Source organism: Margalitia sp. FSL K6-0131 (assembly GCF_038008735.1).
GTDB lineage: Bacteria > Bacillota > Bacilli > Bacillales > Bacillaceae_C > Margalitia > Margalitia shackletonii.
Genome location: NZ_JBBOZS010000001.1, coordinates 4,779,245 through 4,796,521 on the forward strand (window position 1 = coordinate 4,779,245; position 17,277 = coordinate 4,796,521).

At 36.2% G+C, this 17,277-nt stretch carries 14 protein-coding genes and 4 pseudogenes; 4 read left to right on the forward strand and 14 right to left on the reverse strand.

The annotated features are described in order from the left end of the window. Positions 1-6: 6 nt before the first annotated feature. From qoxA to NSQ59_RS23375, 3 genes are all read right to left on the reverse strand, one after another. Complete coding sequence (gene qoxA, locus NSQ59_RS23365; RefSeq protein WP_055742523.1) at positions 7-942, reverse strand: cytochrome aa3 quinol oxidase subunit II; 936 nt, start codon at positions 940-942, stop codon at positions 7-9. A 496-nt stretch (positions 943-1,438) separates the two neighbouring features. After that, positions 1,439-2,503: an alpha/beta hydrolase family protein gene (locus tag NSQ59_RS23370; RefSeq protein ID WP_340832890.1), complete on the reverse strand. Its 1,065-nt coding sequence runs from the start codon at positions 2,501-2,503 to the stop codon at positions 1,439-1,441. A 253-nt stretch (positions 2,504-2,756) separates the two neighbouring features. After that, a complete protein-coding gene (locus tag NSQ59_RS23375) occupies positions 2,757-3,224 on the reverse strand; it encodes a GNAT family N-acetyltransferase (protein WP_340832891.1) in 468 nt (155 codons plus the stop codon). Between the two features lie 361 nt (positions 3,225-3,585). Here NSQ59_RS23375 and NSQ59_RS23380 point away from each other — a divergent pair, with 361 nt between their 5' ends. Beyond that, positions 3,586-4,299: an SGNH/GDSL hydrolase family protein gene (locus tag NSQ59_RS23380; protein ID WP_340832892.1), complete on the forward strand. Its 714-nt coding sequence runs from the start codon at positions 3,586-3,588 to the stop codon at positions 4,297-4,299. Positions 4,300-4,487: 188 nt separating this feature from the next. Here NSQ59_RS23380 and NSQ59_RS23385 read toward each other — a convergent pair whose 3' ends face one another. Then, on the reverse strand, positions 4,488-5,054 hold the full coding sequence (locus NSQ59_RS23385) for a GNAT family N-acetyltransferase (RefSeq protein ID WP_340832893.1): 567 nt from the start codon (positions 5,052-5,054) through the stop codon (positions 4,488-4,490). Positions 5,055-5,203: 149 nt separating this feature from the next. Continuing rightward, positions 5,204-5,740, reverse strand: a complete 537-nt coding sequence (locus tag NSQ59_RS23390) for a GNAT family N-acetyltransferase (protein WP_055742413.1) — start codon at positions 5,738-5,740, stop codon at positions 5,204-5,206. A 155-nt stretch (positions 5,741-5,895) separates the two neighbouring features. On the opposite strand from NSQ59_RS23390, the gene NSQ59_RS23395 reads away from it, so the two are divergent. Both NSQ59_RS23395 and NSQ59_RS23400 read left to right on the forward strand, forming a co-directional pair. Further along, positions 5,896-6,471, forward strand: a complete 576-nt coding sequence (locus NSQ59_RS23395; protein WP_340832894.1) for an LOG family protein — start codon at positions 5,896-5,898, stop codon at positions 6,469-6,471. Positions 6,472-6,552: 81 nt separating this feature from the next. Further along, positions 6,553-6,965: pseudogene (locus NSQ59_RS23400) on the forward strand (class I SAM-dependent methyltransferase); the annotation flags it as partial. Between the two features lie 302 nt (positions 6,966-7,267). Here the strand turns inward: NSQ59_RS23400 and NSQ59_RS23405 are convergent. The 9 genes and pseudogenes from NSQ59_RS23405 to NSQ59_RS23450 all read right to left on the reverse strand — a co-directional run. After that, positions 7,268-7,501 (reverse strand): annotated as a pseudogene (locus NSQ59_RS23405) (ArsR/SmtB family transcription factor); the annotation flags it as partial. A 39-nt stretch (positions 7,502-7,540) separates the two neighbouring features. Then, complete coding sequence (locus NSQ59_RS23410; RefSeq protein WP_055742415.1) at positions 7,541-8,077, reverse strand: HAD-IIIA family hydrolase; 537 nt, start codon at positions 8,075-8,077, stop codon at positions 7,541-7,543. Positions 8,078-8,161: 84 nt separating this feature from the next. Then, complete coding sequence (locus tag NSQ59_RS23415; RefSeq protein WP_055742416.1) at positions 8,162-8,635, reverse strand: DinB family protein; 474 nt, start codon at positions 8,633-8,635, stop codon at positions 8,162-8,164. A gap of 48 nt (positions 8,636-8,683) precedes the next feature. Further along, positions 8,684-9,453, reverse strand: a pseudogene (locus NSQ59_RS23420) (class I SAM-dependent methyltransferase). A 77-nt stretch (positions 9,454-9,530) separates the two neighbouring features. Further along, positions 9,531-10,175: an SDR family oxidoreductase gene (locus tag NSQ59_RS23430; RefSeq protein WP_055742418.1), complete on the reverse strand. Its 645-nt coding sequence runs from the start codon at positions 10,173-10,175 to the stop codon at positions 9,531-9,533. A 209-nt stretch (positions 10,176-10,384) separates the two neighbouring features. Next, positions 10,385-12,181, reverse strand: coding sequence for an oligoendopeptidase F (gene pepF, locus NSQ59_RS23435; protein WP_126647909.1), 1,797 nt, complete (start codon positions 12,179-12,181; stop codon positions 10,385-10,387). A 60-nt stretch (positions 12,182-12,241) separates the two neighbouring features. Continuing rightward, positions 12,242-12,856 (reverse strand): 3'-5' exonuclease, encoded by a 615-nt coding sequence (locus tag NSQ59_RS23440; RefSeq protein WP_340832896.1) that lies wholly within the window; start codon positions 12,854-12,856, stop codon positions 12,242-12,244. 467 nt (positions 12,857-13,323) lie between these two features. Next, positions 13,324-14,592, reverse strand: a complete 1,269-nt coding sequence (locus NSQ59_RS23445) for a beta-ketoacyl-[acyl-carrier-protein] synthase family protein (RefSeq protein ID WP_055742421.1) — start codon at positions 14,590-14,592, stop codon at positions 13,324-13,326. Between the two features lie 191 nt (positions 14,593-14,783). Beyond that, positions 14,784-15,275 carry a PTS sugar transporter subunit IIA gene (locus NSQ59_RS23450; RefSeq protein WP_055742422.1) on the reverse strand — a complete coding sequence of 164 codons (492 nt, stop codon included), beginning with the start codon at positions 15,273-15,275 and terminating at the stop codon, positions 14,784-14,786. A gap of 463 nt (positions 15,276-15,738) precedes the next feature. On the opposite strand from NSQ59_RS23450, the pseudogene NSQ59_RS23455 reads away from it, so the two are divergent. Next, positions 15,739-17,276 (forward strand): annotated as a pseudogene (locus NSQ59_RS23455) (PTS transporter subunit EIIC). The last annotated feature ends 1 nt before the right edge of the window (position 17,277 follow it).

Genomic DNA, 17,277 nt, shown 5'->3' on the forward strand with positions numbered 1-17,277 from the left:
CATCTTCTAGTGTTTATGATCGGACATATCCATGTTGTCCATGTCCATTCCATCCATATTATGTTCGTGTTGACTATTGTCTTTTACCTTCATAACATTGTGTTGATGTGGTGTACTCACCCATGCCAAATGAGTTCCCGTATATGTCATTCGTCCAACTAAACCTGGTTTTAAAATTTTGTTATAGTCTTTCTTTGTTAGTTTAGGTGCGGATCCCTTCACATCTTTTACCCATTTATCAAAATCCTTTTGAGATTGTGAAAGAACTTCGAAATCCATATGAGCAAAACCCTCACCATTAAAGTTGGAATTTCTTCCTTGGTAGGACCCTGGTTTATCTGCTAGAAGAATCAATTCCATGGAGTGATTTGGCATCGTATATTTTTGTCCACCCAATTCCGGCACCCAGAAAGAAGCCATAGTTCCAGCAGATGTTAATTGAAACTTAACCGGTCTTCCGGCTGGAATATTGACATAGTTTACCGTTTCAATATTTTGATCCGGATAACTAAAAATCCATTTCCAGTCTGCCGATGTAACATTAATGATAATAGGCTTTTTATCCTCATAACCCTTAGGCACTTTTTCCAATGCATAATTTGCTTTAATAGTCGGTATGGCAACTGCGATAATGATGACAATCGGGATTGCCGTCCAAATAATTTCAAGCCACTTATTGCCATGATGATCTGGCGGAACATAATCTGCTGCTAGTCGTTTTTCTCGATATTTGAATACCATAAAAATAAAGAGTCCCATAACAACGACTAGGATAATCATCATCAGCCAAAATGAATAAACAATAAGATCATATTGTTTTTGGGCAACTGGCCCTTTTGGATTTAAAACTGCAATATTACTAGTGTCACAGCCACTTAATAAAAATAGCGCGGATAACAGTATGAAAGATAACCGTTTCCATGGGAGTTTTTTTATTTGCAACATTCTCTTCTCCTTTCTTAAGTCAGAGTTTGTGTATTGATTCACAAATTTTTTTAGTGAAATTTCGTTGTTTTTTAATGTGTTTCTCATTCTCTTTTAATCTTTATGGTAAATTCTACTCAAAATAAAATAATTTGTGCGCAATTTCACAAAGTCGACAACAATTCTTCATATGTCGTTCACCACTAGTTCATATTGCCGTCACTAATGAAGGGACAAACGCTGTTCCCATTTTGGTGTCAGGCACTACCAGTGGACATTTCTGTATTTTGTCTTTTCTACGCGGACAATTTGTGAAAATTAATGAAAAAATTTACGGTTTTGTTAATAACTAATTAGGGGAAATTGGTTGGAAATTTAGGTATCTAGCAAACTTAAATTACTAAAAAATACCCTTAACTTATTAAATGTTTAAATAAAACATTTCTGCATATTTGCAGAAATACCTTTTAGGTGAAAAGCTCTTTGAAATATGTTATAACAACATCAGAGAAATTTATGAAATAACAGGAAAACCGCCTCCATTGATTTCCACGATATTCAATGGTCTATTTTTTTCGTTTATTCTTTCTGAATAGGTACCTCGTTCTTCTTTCAAAAACTCCTCCAGAAATGCACTAGTGAGCTCCTGTATCGATATAGTAACATCTGGAGATACATCAGATATTAGTCTTCCAATTGTTGAAAATGACAGATGATGAGCTCCCATTACTTTTATAAATGAACTGCTTGCTGGTAAGTGTTCATACATATCTAATTGTTTTTCTATATAACGCTTAGCGATAATCTCGCTTGCCCCATCGTCCTCTTCCTCCATAATTGCAGTAAGATACTCTTCAAACGAAGCTGCCTCTTGCCGAATATTTAGTATAGGGATATTTGGCATCTTTTCATCGAGTAAATGCAAACTTGCGTCTAATAAAATAGCACAACGTACACGTTTTTCAATAGCTGCTAGATTAAAAACGGTAGCTCCACCAAGGGAATGCCCAATCATACCGATTTTATCAGTATCAAATATACCATTAAAAAATTCTTCTTGATTCCATTTGTCCAAAGAATCTAATACAAGACGAACATCGTCCATTCTCATTACTATCTGTGATTGATCATCCGGAAATCTTTCTGCTTGCTTTATAACTTTCCCATTTGGAAAAACCGTTAAAAAACTATCATATGGGACACTTATAGCAACTACTATATATCCCTTTTGAACAATAGCTGTAATGATTTCTATGTACAAATCACGATCAATGCCGAAACCAGGTGTCAAAAGAACGACTGGAAACGAAGTATTTTGTAAAGGCGTTGCATTGTCCTTAACCGAAATAAAAACTTCTCTCAACTTCTCCTCCCCAATCCCCGCCTTTGAAAAAGCATCTATAGCATCATGGATAGCAGGATGGAATAATGAAGTAATGTCTGTCTCCTGTATTTCATTTGTTGGATAAAATATGCTAATGGGAAAAGAACGAAAATATCTATTTTCCTCATAAATTTCTTGTCTATTGAAATCCTCTATTACTTTAATCACTCTGCCAACCTTTATATTCGAATTCATTTTAGTATACCCCTATTCATATTTCATCATTAACCAATCTCTCACTTACCTGTTTCATATACTTTTTATGACCAAACCAACAGCTGATGATAACCATTGATTTTCTGGCATTCTATTGAAATAGAGGAATGATGTAGGTTATAGACCATGCTAAAAAAGCCTGGACTTTTTTGACATGTTCAGTCTTTGCTCGAACTTGCGGAAATTGAAATGCCTTTTCTGGGTCTTCCATAAATAATACACAATTTAAAAGTTACAAATGATAGCTCATAATAATAAGTTCGCCTTTTTCCCCCATCATTCTTACACCTTCATCAACAAAACCGCATTTTTTATATAATCCTTGTGCCACTTCATTTTTCAGATTCACTGCTAAAACAATTTCGTTCATTTCGGGAAAATGTGACCTAACGATTTCAGGCAATAACATTAATGCCTGTTTTGCATATCCTTTGCCTTGATGATGAAAATCCGTTGAAAAAGCTCTTAATAATATTGCATGTTTATTATTTGAATAAGGCTTTACTCCCTCATTTTTATGTAGAACAAAAAACGTTACTAACTGTTCACCTTCAATAGCTAATATAGAATATCTTTCTGGATCTTTCTTTGAAAGTTCCACGCAGTCTTTTGGAGTGGCAGTAAAACAGAGCTGTTCCTCTGATAAGGTATATTGTTCAATTAAATTTTTATATCTTTCATTATAATAATGAAACTCCATAATAATTCTCCTTCTAAAACGTTCCGATTCTATTTAATATAGTCGGTACTATTCTCGCTGCCCTCAAATTTAACCCAATGATTTATGCCATTAAGTTTTACCGTAAATTCGCCATTTATTAGTTTCATAATACTAACCCACTCAATTTAGATAATATTTAGATGCTAAGAAAACGTATATTATCTATTCTGCTTCTCTTGCTGCAATTCCTTCTTAATCTAAATTTGATCGCTTCATATAATGAAATACTTATAACTTAACAATATCGATGAAAATAAAATTCATATATTTTCCAGGATTCGACACTTCTGTATATTTACTTTATTTATACTGGTTTTATAAATAATAAAGAGGTGAAGTGATGAAGACAAAGCTAATGGTGTGGTTAGGAGTATTAATGTTGGTTGGTTCTTTATTTACAACTACGGGAGAAGCAAAGAGCGTAAATGCCAAAAAATCATTCGTTGCGCTGGGGGATTCGATAACGTACGGATACAATTTAGATAATAATAATCATCCATCTAATCTTGCTTATCCTTCTATTATTGCGCAAAATACGGATATGCGGTTACGTAACCTTGGTGTACCAGGAATGTCATCTGGCCAATTGTTAAATGCTTTACGGACAGATAATGCCTTTCGTAACGCAGTAAAACATGCAGATGTTGTTTCTTTGAACATCGGCACAAATGATTTCCTACAAGGATTATTAGCTGGTAATGGAGATCCCGACGTTTTACAGACTTACATTGATCCTATGCTGCAAAACCTTGGTGATATTGTTAATGAAATTCGGTCACTGACTGATGCTAAAATCATTGCTTACAATATTTTTAATCCGTTCCAATTAGGAGATGATGGATTACATTATTATGTTGATTATTTACTTTCACCAATCAACACCTCTATTCAGGATGTTATTTCAAATACGGGAAATAATGTAGTTTTTGCAGATGCTTTTAATGCTTTTGAAGAAAAACAAGATAGATATATTTTACCCGAGGATAACCATCCAACACCTTTAGGGCATGAGATACTTGCCAAAATCGGATTGGAAGCATTAGGTCTCCAATAATAGGAGATTCACAAACAAAATGGATGGAAATTATGGGGCGGGAAAGGAGATAAAAATCCTTTCCTATTTTTTATAACTATTAAGCTTATTATATTTAGCAAAAAAGAGAAAAGTGATTCCACCGCAACTCCTTACTATCTCTTTACCCCATACGTTCAATTAAGAAAGCTGCTTTTCTCCATTGATCTTCATCTACTCTTTTCATCATGCATTTTCATCCAATTATCTCTTGTCAATATCATATTTATGGAGTCGATCCATTCCCCCTCAAATTCTAAATCGTTTTTATCTATACTATCTAAAACAAATCCAACCTTTTCATATACTTTTTTTGCTCTAGGATTAAATTCATAAACACTTAAAGTTAATTGCTTTAGATTCGTATTTTTGAAGACGTAATCAATTATGAGGTTGGTAGCTTCCGTTCCTAATCCACGATTTCTTCCCCATGGTCCAATGAGGATCCTAAAATTCATACTTTCCTTTTTTTCATCATATAAATTGACTACCACTTCTCCTACTAAGATGTTTACGGATTTATCAACAATTGCAAGATCCAAACGGTCTTTTTGCTCATTTCTTGTTTCATACCAATGAATAACAGATTCCCTATCGAATTCTGATGTACTTCCTGTAAGTTTTATAACCTCCGGATCCTTTAAACACTCTTCTAAATAAGGAAGGTCCGAATCATTAAAAGACCTTAGTTTTACCTTCTCTCCTACAATTAGTGGTTTATACCTCAAATCTACCATTGGTTTCACTCCATTATTAAATACTTTTCTGTAATAGGGTATTACTTTTACTTTATAAAATTTTATAAAGAAAGATAATGGAGAAAATAAATATGAAAAAAACTTACCATATTGCTGTGCCATTTCAAGAAAATTACAATACACGATTATTATTTGATATAATCGCATCTTAAAAGACCGAATACATCTACATCTTCATAAGTATCTAAAAGTAGTTTATTTTGTCTTAACGTTCCTTCCTTTTGAAATCCCGATTTTTCCAATACCTTGATGGACGCAATATTTCTGGAAATAGCAGACGCCCAAATCTTATTTAAATGGAGTTCAATAAAACCAAATTCTATCATCCTATTTACTGCTTCTGATGCATAACCTTTTCCCCAAAAATCCCTACCTATCCAATAACCAAGTTCACCTTTATTATTTTTGTTATCCACCCTTATAGTAATTGTCCCAACTATTTCTTTTACTTGCTTATCGATGATGGTTAATGGGTATTCGATTCCCATTTTAATTAATTCAGGTTGAGTAGCAATCCATTCTTGTGCAATATCTATTTTATATGGGTGTGGAAGACCAAGTATATTAGCTAATTCCTCATTATTTGCTAACTCTGCAATTCTATAAGCGTCTTCCTTTTTAAAACACATTAATAATATTCGATTAGATTCTAATGTTAAATCCATCAGTTGAGCTCCTTTTTATTTGACTTCCTATATAATTCCAATATCAGAATAATCCTTTTACCTTTGTTGAAATTCATTTCATTTAATATTTTAAGTTTAACAATATCTAAAAGTTTAATATAATCGTAAAAGGAAATAATTTAGGAAGCGATATATTGAAAAAGTTAGCCGTATTTTGTGGTTCGAGTAATGGAGCATCAAATGTCTATATAGAAGAGGCAAAAAAACTTGGCAAAGAATTAGCAGAACGAAAAATTGCCCTTGTTTACGGTGGAGCTAGTGTTGGAGTCATGGGTGCCGTTGCGGATTCAGTTCTGGAAGCAGGAGGAACTGTTATTGGTGTTATGCCGGGTTTTTTAGAGAAAAGAGAGATATCCCATAAGAACTTGTCAGAATTGATTATCGTAGATTCCATGCATGATAGAAAAGCAAAGATGGCAGATTTGGCGGGTGGATTTATAGCACTGCCTGGTGGCCCAGGAACTTTAGAAGAGTTCTTTGAAATTTTTACATGGGCTCAATTAGGACTGCATCAAAAACCATGCGGACTCTTAAATATTAATCATTACTATGACCCTCTAGTCGCGTTATTTAATCACATGGCAGAAGAGCAGTTTTTACATGAAAAGTATCGTAATTTGGCCATAGTAGATAATGATCCAAAAGGCTTGCTTGATAAATTTAATTCATACGAACCGCCTACAGTAAAATCATACAATACCGAAAAATAAAGATCGACAAAAAAGCAGACCTGGCTATTTTAAAGGGTTCATTTTTGAAGTGCATTTTGTTAAATGGAATTGACACAGGAATTTTCAGACTCACCATTTGATGTTGTAATCAGTTCATTGGCCTTTTACTATATTAAGTCCTTTGAAGCAATCTGTAAAAAAGTCTACGCTTGTCTGAAGCTTGGAGGTTCTTTTCAGTTGAACATCCCATTTTCACTTCTCGGAATGAACAAGATTGGTATTATGATGACCAGAGGAATTGCCTGGCATTGGGCAGTTGATCATTACCAATCGGAAGGGCTTCGTGAGACAACATTCATAACTGAAAACGTGATAAAATATCACCGTACTTTTTCAACTTATGTCAATGACTTAATTTATTATAAGGACAGTCAAGGAACCAGTTCCCTCTGATGAAATGTTAAAGAACATTCCTGAAAATGAAAGATGAACTTCGGAGACCTATGTTCTTAATTATCTCAGCAGAAAAGTAAATGTTTTTTATACGTTCCTACGAGATGTAGGGACGTTTTCTTATTCAACCACTTTAAGAACATAGTATTCTTACAGGGTCTCTGGCGAAGCTCTTCTTCATGATTGGCAAACGTGGAGCTTTAGTTGTCAAAAAAAGGCGTGCCAAAACTGATGTCAGTTGTCACGCCTTTAATATAAAATACACAGCAAAATAAAACACTTAAGTATACGTTTGGTCTGTTTTCTCTATTTATTTTAAGGCTTCCAGAAGATGATCGAGTTGGTCAAATTGTGAATTTTTGGATATATTAACCCATTTTTCTCAATTGTTCTTTTTTTGCATATTCTTTAAATAATCATCCAAGCGATCAAATCTTTCCTCCCAGATTTGACTGTAAGACTTAACCCATGCATCTAAATCAATAAATGGTTCTGGTCTTAATTTGTAGATGCGATGATTCGCATCTGCGTGTGCTTCAACAATTCCTGCATCACTAAGTACACGCAGGTGTTTCGAAGCTTGTGGCTGTCGGATTTGTAAACGATCAGCAATTTCCCATCTGAATTTATTAATTTTTTGCTGATCAACCTTTTACTAAACATTATCCATTAACCATTTCGCTGCATCCAGTAAGTTTTCCGCAATATAATCCGGCACCACGTTTGACCATGTATGCCGGTGATGATGAAGGGAACCATTTCCCCATCCAGTTAATACTAAAACTTTGATTGCCCCAACAGAATGAGCGGCTAACATATCAGTTGAACCAACATCCCCGATAAACGCAGTCTTCATTAAGTCCAAATTGTATTTTTTTGATGCTTCTAAAAGCAATCCCGGGTTAGGTTTATGGCAATCACATCCCTCGCTAGGGTTATGGGGACAAATAAATGCATCATCAAATCCTAATAACTTAAACTCATTGTAAAATTCACTGATTGTAGCTTCCCCTTTACTTATTCGGTGTTGATTTGTACATGCAAATATTTTAATATTATTATCTTTCAATAGCTTTAAAGCAGTTTTACTAAAAGGATAAGGTGTAAAATCTTTTGGGTGAATAAAATGCCCAGTACCACCAATCGTCCCATCACGATCAATAAACACTGCTTCTATCTTTTTTGAATTCAAATATATATTTCTCCTTTCAAATTCTCTTATTCTAGTAACCTACCTCTTAAACAAGAAACCTATAGAAATTCTTCAAAAGGAAAATTATGCATTAAGCATTTTTTTTAATAGCTTTATTTTTTCAAAGTGCATCCCTTCATGATAAAGGCAAAAACTGAGGAATTCTTCCACACTTGACAGAGGCAATCCTTTAGATGTTGTATATCCTCCTATGGGGGAAATTTCTTTAAGGCGGTGTTTAAAGTTTTTTTCTATCCGCTCCACTTGCTTACTAAGCATTTCTTTAATGTCCATAATTGATGGTACATTCGAGTTGCCTTCTTCCGGTTTTGAGCCTGAACAAAACAACTTTGAAAATTCTTCCGTAATACTCATTTCCTCTCCGGCAAAATGAAAAGAAAACTTCTCTTGAATAAAGAAAATATGGCCTGCGTTCCACTTGATATTGTTATTAAAACCTGCCGGGATAATATCAGATAAACTATCGGTAACATCCGCCAATTCATTCAAGGTATTGTTCCGAACAAAATATAATTGATCAAATAAATAATGTTTCATTTCCTATTCTCCTTTTCATGTGGTTCTCTCATATTGCATTACTACTTTTTAACCTTCATCGATTATTTTGACACATCCACATCGATATTTAGTTAAATTAGGCACTGAAATAATGCCATTTTTACTGTATTTTTCAAATATGTTGCTTAAGGCTTCGACGAGATTTGGATAATATTTGTCGTCCTTCGTTAAGGAAAAGGAAGAGGATAAATGACGGCCAATAAAACCCTCTTTATTATATGACAGTGGGTTTTCGTAAATTTTCACTGAATAATTTTCTTTAAAGAATCTATCGTAAATTTCTTCGGAATTATTTAATCCATTAGAAAAACCATTGAAATCTGGACAGAATCGTTTATAGGCGGTTTCAATTTCTTGAGTAATAGAAGTTTCTGTCATTCGTTCATTGGATATAATTGCAACTTTTCCATATACCTTTAATATTCTTTGACACTCTTTTTGAAACCTTTTTAAATCAAACCAATGAAATGCTTGAGCAACCGTTATGAAATCAACACTTCTTTTTAACAATGTGGTATTTTCTGCAGAACCCTCAACAGAAATGAAAAGTTTATATTTTTTCAGTTTCTCTTCTGCACCTTACGCATTTCAGTATTTGGCTCCACTGCAAATACTTTGAAGCCATGATCTAATAATTTCTTTGTCATAATACCAGTACCAGAACCAATGTCCGCGACGATTGAATCTTCTTTTAGCTTATTTTCAAAAATCATATCCATTACTAATTCGTTCGGATAATCTGGACGGAATTTCGAATAAACGATTGATTTTCCATTAAACTTAGTTATATTTGTCATCTTCACATCGCCAATATTTTTTTAAGAACACTTTCCTTATTATGTGGCGGAAATTTTGAAGGCATGTAAAAGACAGTTTATATACTTCTAACCGCTTTTGAAATAGGGGTTTCTCCTGATACAATATCAAATGATTTATGAAAAGTATTCGCTTCGTTCATAACTGCGAAGATTGTTTTTGCCACATCCTCCCTTGGAATAAATCCTCTTTCAAGGTTCTCTGCAACTCTCACCTTACCTGTACCAGGCTCATTAACGAGACCTCCTGGCCGTATAATGGTATATATTAATTCACTTTGTGTAAGAATTCTATCTGCATAATGTTTTGCCACATAATATGGCTTGATCTGATCATTCCAATTATTACGGTTATGAGCTTGAATAGCACTGACCATGATAAATCTTTTTACCCCTGCTTTTTCAGCCGCTTCTATCATTTTTACTGCTCCATCCAGATCAATCAGCAGTGTTTTATCATAGCCCGTTTGTCCGCCGGATCCAGCTGTAAAGACCACTGCGTCACAGCCTTTAGCTGCTTCTTCAAGTTCACCCACTTTTCCTTCGAGATTCCCTAGTATCGCCTCTACCCCTAAGTGTTCGAACTCCTCTATTTGCTTGTCTGTTCTCACGAATGCACGAACACTGTATTCGGAGCTTTCTTTTAAAAGCCTCACCAGCTGTTTTCCAATTTGACCGTTTGCTCCAACTACTAATACCTTCAAAGCAAACACTCCTTTCTACAATTAATTCATGAGAAATTTTCAACAGAGATTTCACCATCTACCTATTATTGTCTTCGATGTAAATGGAATATTCTTTGACTTCTTTAGCCCTTATACACCATTTTCCCCATTCCGAAAGCAAAAAATAATTTAAGAAAAAAGCATACCAACATCAAGTTCATGGTATGCTAATTCTTTTTGAGGAGCTATTATTTTATCGGTATCTTTGCAAACTCTTCCACTAACTCGCTAAATTGCTTTAAGGCTTTTTCCACCGGTTCTGGAGAGGTTAAATCCACACCAGTCTTTTTCAAAAGATCTAGCGGATATTCCGCACTTCCGCTCTTCAAAAATTCCAAATATGCAGCTTGGGTTTTGGAATCGCCGTCTAGAATACGGTTTGCAATATGGACGGCGGAAGCAAATCCTGTCGCATATTTGTATACATAAAATGGACGGTAAAAATGCGGAATTCGTGACCATCCATATTTTACTTCCTCATCAAATACGATTTCATCCCCGTTGTATTCTCTAAATAGGTTTTCGTATACTTCGCTAAATACCTTTGCATTTAACGGCTCACCTTTTTCAGCCAGCTCGTGGGTAATTTTTTCAAACTCCCCAAACATGACTTGGGTAAATAATGTCCCTTTAAATTTATCGATAAAATGATTGAGCAAATACTGACGGAGTTTTTCATCCGTTTCTTTATTAAGCAAGTAGTTAATCAATAATACCTCATTAACAGTCGATGCTACCTCCGCTACAAAAATACTGTATTTAGCCGTATTCTGCGGCTGTGTTTTATGAGAATAATGGCTATGCATGGCATGACCCATCTCATGTGCCAATGTAAACAATCCATCGATGTTATCGCGGTGGTTTAACAGCACATAAGGGTGAACACCATATACGCCCATGTTATATGCACCAGATCGTTTTCCCGGTGTTTCGCGAACATCAATGTAACGAGCATCCTTGAAAGACGCGAGTGTATTGATGTAATCCTCGCCGAGCGGACGTAACGCATTTAACATTGTTTCATAAGCTTCATCAAAGGAAATTTCCTTTTCCACACCTTCCACAAGCGGAACATTTAAATCATATTGATGGAGTTCATCCAGTCCTAGCTTTTCTTTACGGATTTTCGCATACCGGTGAAGCGGTTCAATATTTTGTTTTGTAGCTGAAATTAAATTATCATACACTTCTTTCGGGACATTATCTGCAAACAATGCTTTTTCCAAAGCAGAAGGATAGTGACGTAAACGCGAAACCGTCACATTGTTTTTAATGGCTGCACCGAGTGTGGATGCAATAGAATTTTTCAAGTGAACATATGGTTGATAATAAGCTTTATAGGCTTCTTTTCGTTTATTTCGGTCTTGATCTTCAATCAGCTTCGCATACATACCGCGTGTAAGCTCCACTTTTTCTCCATCTGCCTTCGTCACTTTACCAAATTTAATATCTGCATTATTCATCATACCGTATGTATGGCTAGGTGCCGAAAGAGCTTCACCCAGCTGGGACAATACCTCTTCCTTTTCTTTCGATAAAACATGTGCTTTATAACGATAGGCATCATGTAAATCCTTTTCAAAATACTGAAGCCCTTTTTCTTCCTCCATATAGGCTTTCAAAGTTGTTTCCTCTAGCCCAAGTAAGAAAGGCATGAAAAAGGATGTAGCTGAACTCACCTTCACCCCAACCTGTTTCGCTTTATCCTGGAGAGACTGAGAAGCGGTATCTCTTGTGTCAAGATCAACAGACAGCATGCTATATGCATACACTTTGCCAAATTTAAACGATACTTTTTCGTTTTCTGTTAAATAAGAAAGCAACGCTTTGCCATCATGAATATTCCCATCAAATTTCTTCAATTCTTCCGCTGCCTGTTCAATATACTGAACATCCTTATTCCAATCCTCGACTGTTGGATAAATGTCTGTTAAATTCCACTTTTCCTTTTCTGGTATCTCTTGCCTTGATGCATATGTAGTCATTATTCATTACCCCTTTTTTATATGATAAATAGTTGGACTCCGCTTTTCGGTACCCCCAAATTATGAAGCATCACATGTTTTCATTTTTTTAGAAACTAATGATGAACGATAGTAGCTAGGAGCAATCTCGCCAGCTCTGATATTCGTTTTTTGAAAAATCGTATCCAGATCATATATTCCAAATTCATTGGAAAGGTTGATCATAATTTCCGCACAAGCCTTCGCATCGTCCAGTGCATTATGGTGATGGAGAAGGTCAATTTCATAATGGTCACACAAGGATTTTAAAGTATAACTTGATCGTCCCTTTAAAAGTTTTTTAGATAGTTGATAGCTGCAAAGTAGTTGGGTGGATACTGGAGTTACATTGTATCGATTTAAATTATCTCTAAGAGCGTAGCCGTCAAAAGGGAGGAAATGCGCGACCATGACCTGATTTTCTATTCTGCCTTTAATAGACTCGTAAAAGGCGTCAAAAGTTGGCGCCCCTTCAACATCGTAGGCCTGAATCCCATGGACTTGAATATTCCCATAATCGAACGATTCTTCCGGATCCACTAATGAATATACAGAATCCACGATTTTGCCATCCTCCACGAATACCATCCCTACAGAACAAATGCTATGGCGATTGCGATTTGCCGTTTCAAAATCAAATGCAATGAAATTTTTCATTATTACTCCTTTCCAATTTCACTATATAATATGTTTGAATAGTCTTAACATTTCGTTCACAAAAATATCTCTTCAATTATATTCTTATTATAACCTTTATTGTCCAGCAATTTTTATCTTTTTGCTCACAGCATCATTAAAAAATGCCTTTTTATGAAGCAGGTCAGTTGGACCGATATTGTGGAATAAAAATCATAGGAGGACACCAGATCCGCTATTTTGATTAAATGGCCTCCATTTCAGGGTTATGAGGACACTGAATCCGTTATTTACGAAAAAGTGCAAGAAAATCACTGCTTTTTTGCTAGATAACGGAACTGATGTCCGCATACATGTGAAATGAACCCGTTTTGTCACAGATAACGGAACCATTGTCCGCCAAAACCATTACATTGTTTTTATAAAAAAGACCAAATCATTATGAGATTTGGTCCTCCGATTAGTTTCATTTTTCCCAGCAAATGCTCTTATTCTACGCTTTTCCAAATCAAAGATCCGTTCTGTCCACCGAAGCCAAATGAATTGGATAAAACATGCTTCACATGATGCTGCTGTGTTTTTAAAACAAGATTACTTGGTGCATCTGGATCAGGGTCTGTACAATGAAGCGTAGGCGGCAGCATTCCGGTTTCGATGGATTTAATACATGCAATACTTTCAATAGCACCGGCACTTCCAATTAAGTGGCCAATCGCTCCTTTAATAGAATTCACCGGAATGTCGGCAAGCTGTTCCCCAAATACCCGCTTAAGAGCAATAGATTCCGCCTTGTCTCCAGCTGGCGTCGCTGTAGCATGAGCATTGATATAATCGATTTTATTAGCATCAATTCCCGCATCTTCAAGCGCTTGTACAATAGCAAGCGCTGCACCAGCTCCTTCTGGATGCGGTGCTGTTTCATGGTAGGCATCATTGGAAGCCCCGTAGCCGGCAAGTTCTGCATAGATTTTCGCACCGCGTTTCACTGCACGATCATAAGGTTCCAACACCATGAAAGCTGCTCCTTCTCCGGCAACCATTCCCTTGCGATTCGCATCAAACGGTCTGCTCCAAGCACTAAAGTCCTCTGGTCCTTCGGTTGCAATCGCTCCTGCAGAACGAAGACTTGATAAAACAACCGGTGAGAACAAAGATTCTGAACCGCCGGCAATGACGAGATCTACTTTCCCAGTCTGCAGCCAGGCCACCCCTTCCCCAATCGAATTGGCGGAAGAGGCACAGGCCGTTGTATATGTCATCACTGGTCCGCGAACTGCGTAATTCAAGGCAAGCGCAGCCGCAGCTGCATTAGGCAATGACTTGGATAGTAAGCGAGGACTCATTCTTTTATCTGGATTCATCGTCAAAGTCTCGGCGCCTTCCGCCAATGTGCCAACACCGCCATATGCAGTACCCACCGAAATACCAATTCGATGAGCAGAAGTATCAGGCTTCCATGCCACATCCGGGTCATCCGATGACAAGCCCGCATCCTTGATTGCTTCCGCCGCCGCAATAAGCGTGATTTGGGTAAAACGGTCTGTATTTCTTACTTGCTTTTTCGTAAGATACTCTAAAGGATCAAATTCAGGGATTTCCGCTAGCACTGGAATCCACTTCTTCCATAGCTCATTTTCCGTTTCCTTTACAGCAGACTTACCTGCAAGCAAAGCGTCCCAAAATGGATTTACCCCAATCCCAAAAGGAGTAACAGCACCCATACCTGTCACAACAATTCGTGTAGACTTTAATGTCATACTATTCACTTCCTACTATTCCTAATTAAAAATCTATTCATTATGCATAGTTATAGAAAATTTATGATGTCATAATTAAATATAACTCTTTTTTTGGGATTCATACAATATGACGCTTTTTTGCTATATTCAGTATTTTTCTATTTAAAAAAAGTACCTTTACCTATGGCAAAAGTACTTTTCCTCATTGATTACTTTTTAGTTATCTCCATCAAAATATCATTTCCGCCGTTAACCATATTACTAAGAGACTGTTGATTTATTTCATAAGTGTCCCCATTTAATAATATAATCGGGGTAATGACTTCATAGCCTGCTTCTTTTACTTTAGTTAGATCAAAATTTGCCAATAAACTTCCTTTTGTTATTTTTTCTCCATCTGATACTTTTATGTCGAACCCATCTCCTTTAAGGTTAACAGTATCTAATCCCATATGAATTAAAATCTCTACGCCTTCGTTTGAACGTAACGTAATGGCATGCTTTGTTTGAAAAACATTTACAATCTCTCCGTCAAACGGGGAGTATACTGTGCTATTTGATGGAATAATAGCTACTCCATCCCCCATCATTTTTTGTGAAAAGACCTGATCAGGAACCTCTTCTAATGGAACAACCTTACCCGTTAAGGGTGCCAATAGTGTAATAGATTTATCACTTTTTTTAAATAATGATTTAAACATGTAAATTCCTCCAGTCATTTGGCCTAAATAAAGTGGAACTTATATCAGTCGAGGGTTTCCAACTGATATGGCTAAACACGCAACAGCCTGTTGCAACGTCTTGGTGACCTGCTCCTGCATGCCCGAACCAATCGAGCTTTTCGTGCAGTCACTCTCCACTACTTAGTTTCCTTCAATTTTTAAGGCGGGTATTACCTTCCCGTTAATCTGCAATAAAAAACGATTACTATTCTAACGCAAGATTACGATTTTGAAAAATCATATACATTAAAATTTTTCAAAGGTCCAGAAAATGATATGGATAAACCCTTGCTGCAAACCATTTTTTCGCATGTTTATATTCTTTTTCAAATCATGAATTTTTGAATATCAATTGAAAACGCTTTTAAATTTTTCTTGAATTATATTTTAGTAATGTTATATACTTTGTGTGTAAATAATTTTCATGTTAGGAGGTGCTTTGATGAATAGTTTCTTCGAGAAAGCTCAGCAGTTCGGTAAGTCCTTTATGTTACCAATTGCTGTATTGCCGGCTGCCGGTCTTTTATTGGGAATTGGTGGAGCATTATCGAACCCAAATACCGTAAAAGCCTATTCATTTTTAGATGTATCTTGGCTTCAATCCATCTTTACAATTATGTCAAGTGCAGGAAATATAGTTTTCGCTAACTTAGCTTTACTTTTTGCAGTTGGTATTGCAGTTGGTTTAGCAAAATCAGATAAAGGTACAGCTGGTCTTGCCGGTGTTCTTGCCTTTTTGGTAATGAATGCGACGATGTCAGCAATGCTTACTATCACTCATAAGATGAATACAGAAAACCCTGCTGCTGTGCAGGACAAGGGATGGTTCTTGGTATTCAAACCCTAGAAACAGGTGTATTCGGAGGGGTAGTGGTCGGAATTTTAGCAGCATGGTTACACAATCGATATAACAAGACTCAGCTGCCGCCATTCTTAGGATTCTTTAGTGGCTCTCGTTTTGTTCCAATTATCGCTTCATTTGCAGCTATTATTTTAGGCGTTGTAATGTTTATTATTTGGCCATTTATTCAAAGCGGAATCTTTAAGCTTGGTGGAATTGTTCAAGCAACAGGGTATATCGGAACATTCTTCTATGGATTTATTCTCAGATTACTTGGACCTTTTGGACTTCATCATATTTTTTACATGCCATTTTGGACAACAAGTCTAGGAGGTACTGCTGTTGTTGGCGGCCATTTAGTGGAAGGAACTCAACGAATTTTCTTTGCTCAATTAGCTGATTCAAATACAAACCATTTCTTTATAGGAACATCTAGATTTATGTCCGGCCGTTTTATTACCATGATGTTCGGATTGATTGGTGCTGCTTTTGCCATCTATCGGACAGCAAAACCTGAAAATAAAAAGAAGATTGCTGGTTTAATGGGTTCTGCTGCATTAACTTCTTTCTTAACAGGGATTACAGAACCACTTGAATTTTCATTCTTATTTATTGCACCAGGGCTTTATGTTCTACATGCATTTTTCGATGGTTTAGCGTTTATGATGGCCCACATCCTTCATATTACGATTGGGCAAACATTCTCTGGCGGATTTATTGACTTTATTTTATTTGGAATCTTACAAGGTAATGCAAAAACAAACTGGGTGCTTGTTCCAGTTGTTGGAGTTGTATGGTTCTTCCTATACTACTTCTCCTTCACCTTCTTCATTAAGAAGTTTAATCTCAAAACACCAGGACGTGAGGATGCAGGTGAAACAACTGCTACCTTTACTAATAAAAGTGAACGTGCCCAAGTCATTATTGGCGCATTAGGTGGCGCTGAAAACCTTGAAAATGTGGACTGCTGTGCTACTCGCTTGCGTGTAACGGTAAAAGACGAAACTTCTATTAATGAAGATATTTTGAAGCAAACCGGTGCAAAAGGTGTCGTTTCGAAAGGAAAAGGCATTCAAGTTATTTATGGACCGGATGTAACAATTATCAAAAACGAAATCGAAGAAATTGTAGGTGGATAAA

What these genes read in the sequence shown, in the direction of transcription:
- NSQ59_RS23450 (WP_055742422.1), bottom strand. Translation starts at nt 15,275, where the DNA reads ATGTTTAAATCATTATTTAAAAAAAGTGATAAATCTATTACACTATTG.
- NSQ59_RS23370 (WP_340832890.1), bottom strand. Translation starts at nt 2,503, where the DNA reads ATGAATTCGAATATAAAGGTTGGCAGAGTGATTAAAGTAATAGAGGAT.
- NSQ59_RS23440 (WP_340832896.1), bottom strand. Translation starts at nt 12,856, where the DNA reads ATGAAAAATTTCATTGCATTTGATTTTGAAACGGCAAATCGCAATCGC.
- NSQ59_RS23380 (WP_340832892.1), top strand. Translation starts at nt 3,586, where the DNA reads ATGAAGACAAAGCTAATGGTGTGGTTAGGAGTATTAATGTTGGTTGGT.
- NSQ59_RS23375 (WP_340832891.1), bottom strand. Translation starts at nt 3,224, where the DNA reads ATGGAGTTTCATTATTATAATGAAAGATATAAAAATTTAATTGAACAA.
- NSQ59_RS23445 (WP_055742421.1), bottom strand. Translation starts at nt 14,592, where the DNA reads ATGACATTAAAGTCTACACGAATTGTTGTGACAGGTATGGGTGCTGTT.
- NSQ59_RS23415 (WP_055742416.1), bottom strand. Translation starts at nt 8,635, where the DNA reads ATGAAACATTATTTATTTGATCAATTATATTTTGTTCGGAACAATACC.
- pepF (WP_126647909.1), bottom strand. Translation starts at nt 12,181, where the DNA reads ATGACTACATATGCATCAAGGCAAGAGATACCAGAAAAGGAAAAGTGG.
- NSQ59_RS23390 (WP_055742413.1), bottom strand. Translation starts at nt 5,740, where the DNA reads ATGGATTTAACATTAGAATCTAATCGAATATTATTAATGTGTTTTAAA.
- NSQ59_RS23385 (WP_340832893.1), bottom strand. Translation starts at nt 5,054, where the DNA reads ATGGTAGATTTGAGGTATAAACCACTAATTGTAGGAGAGAAGGTAAAA.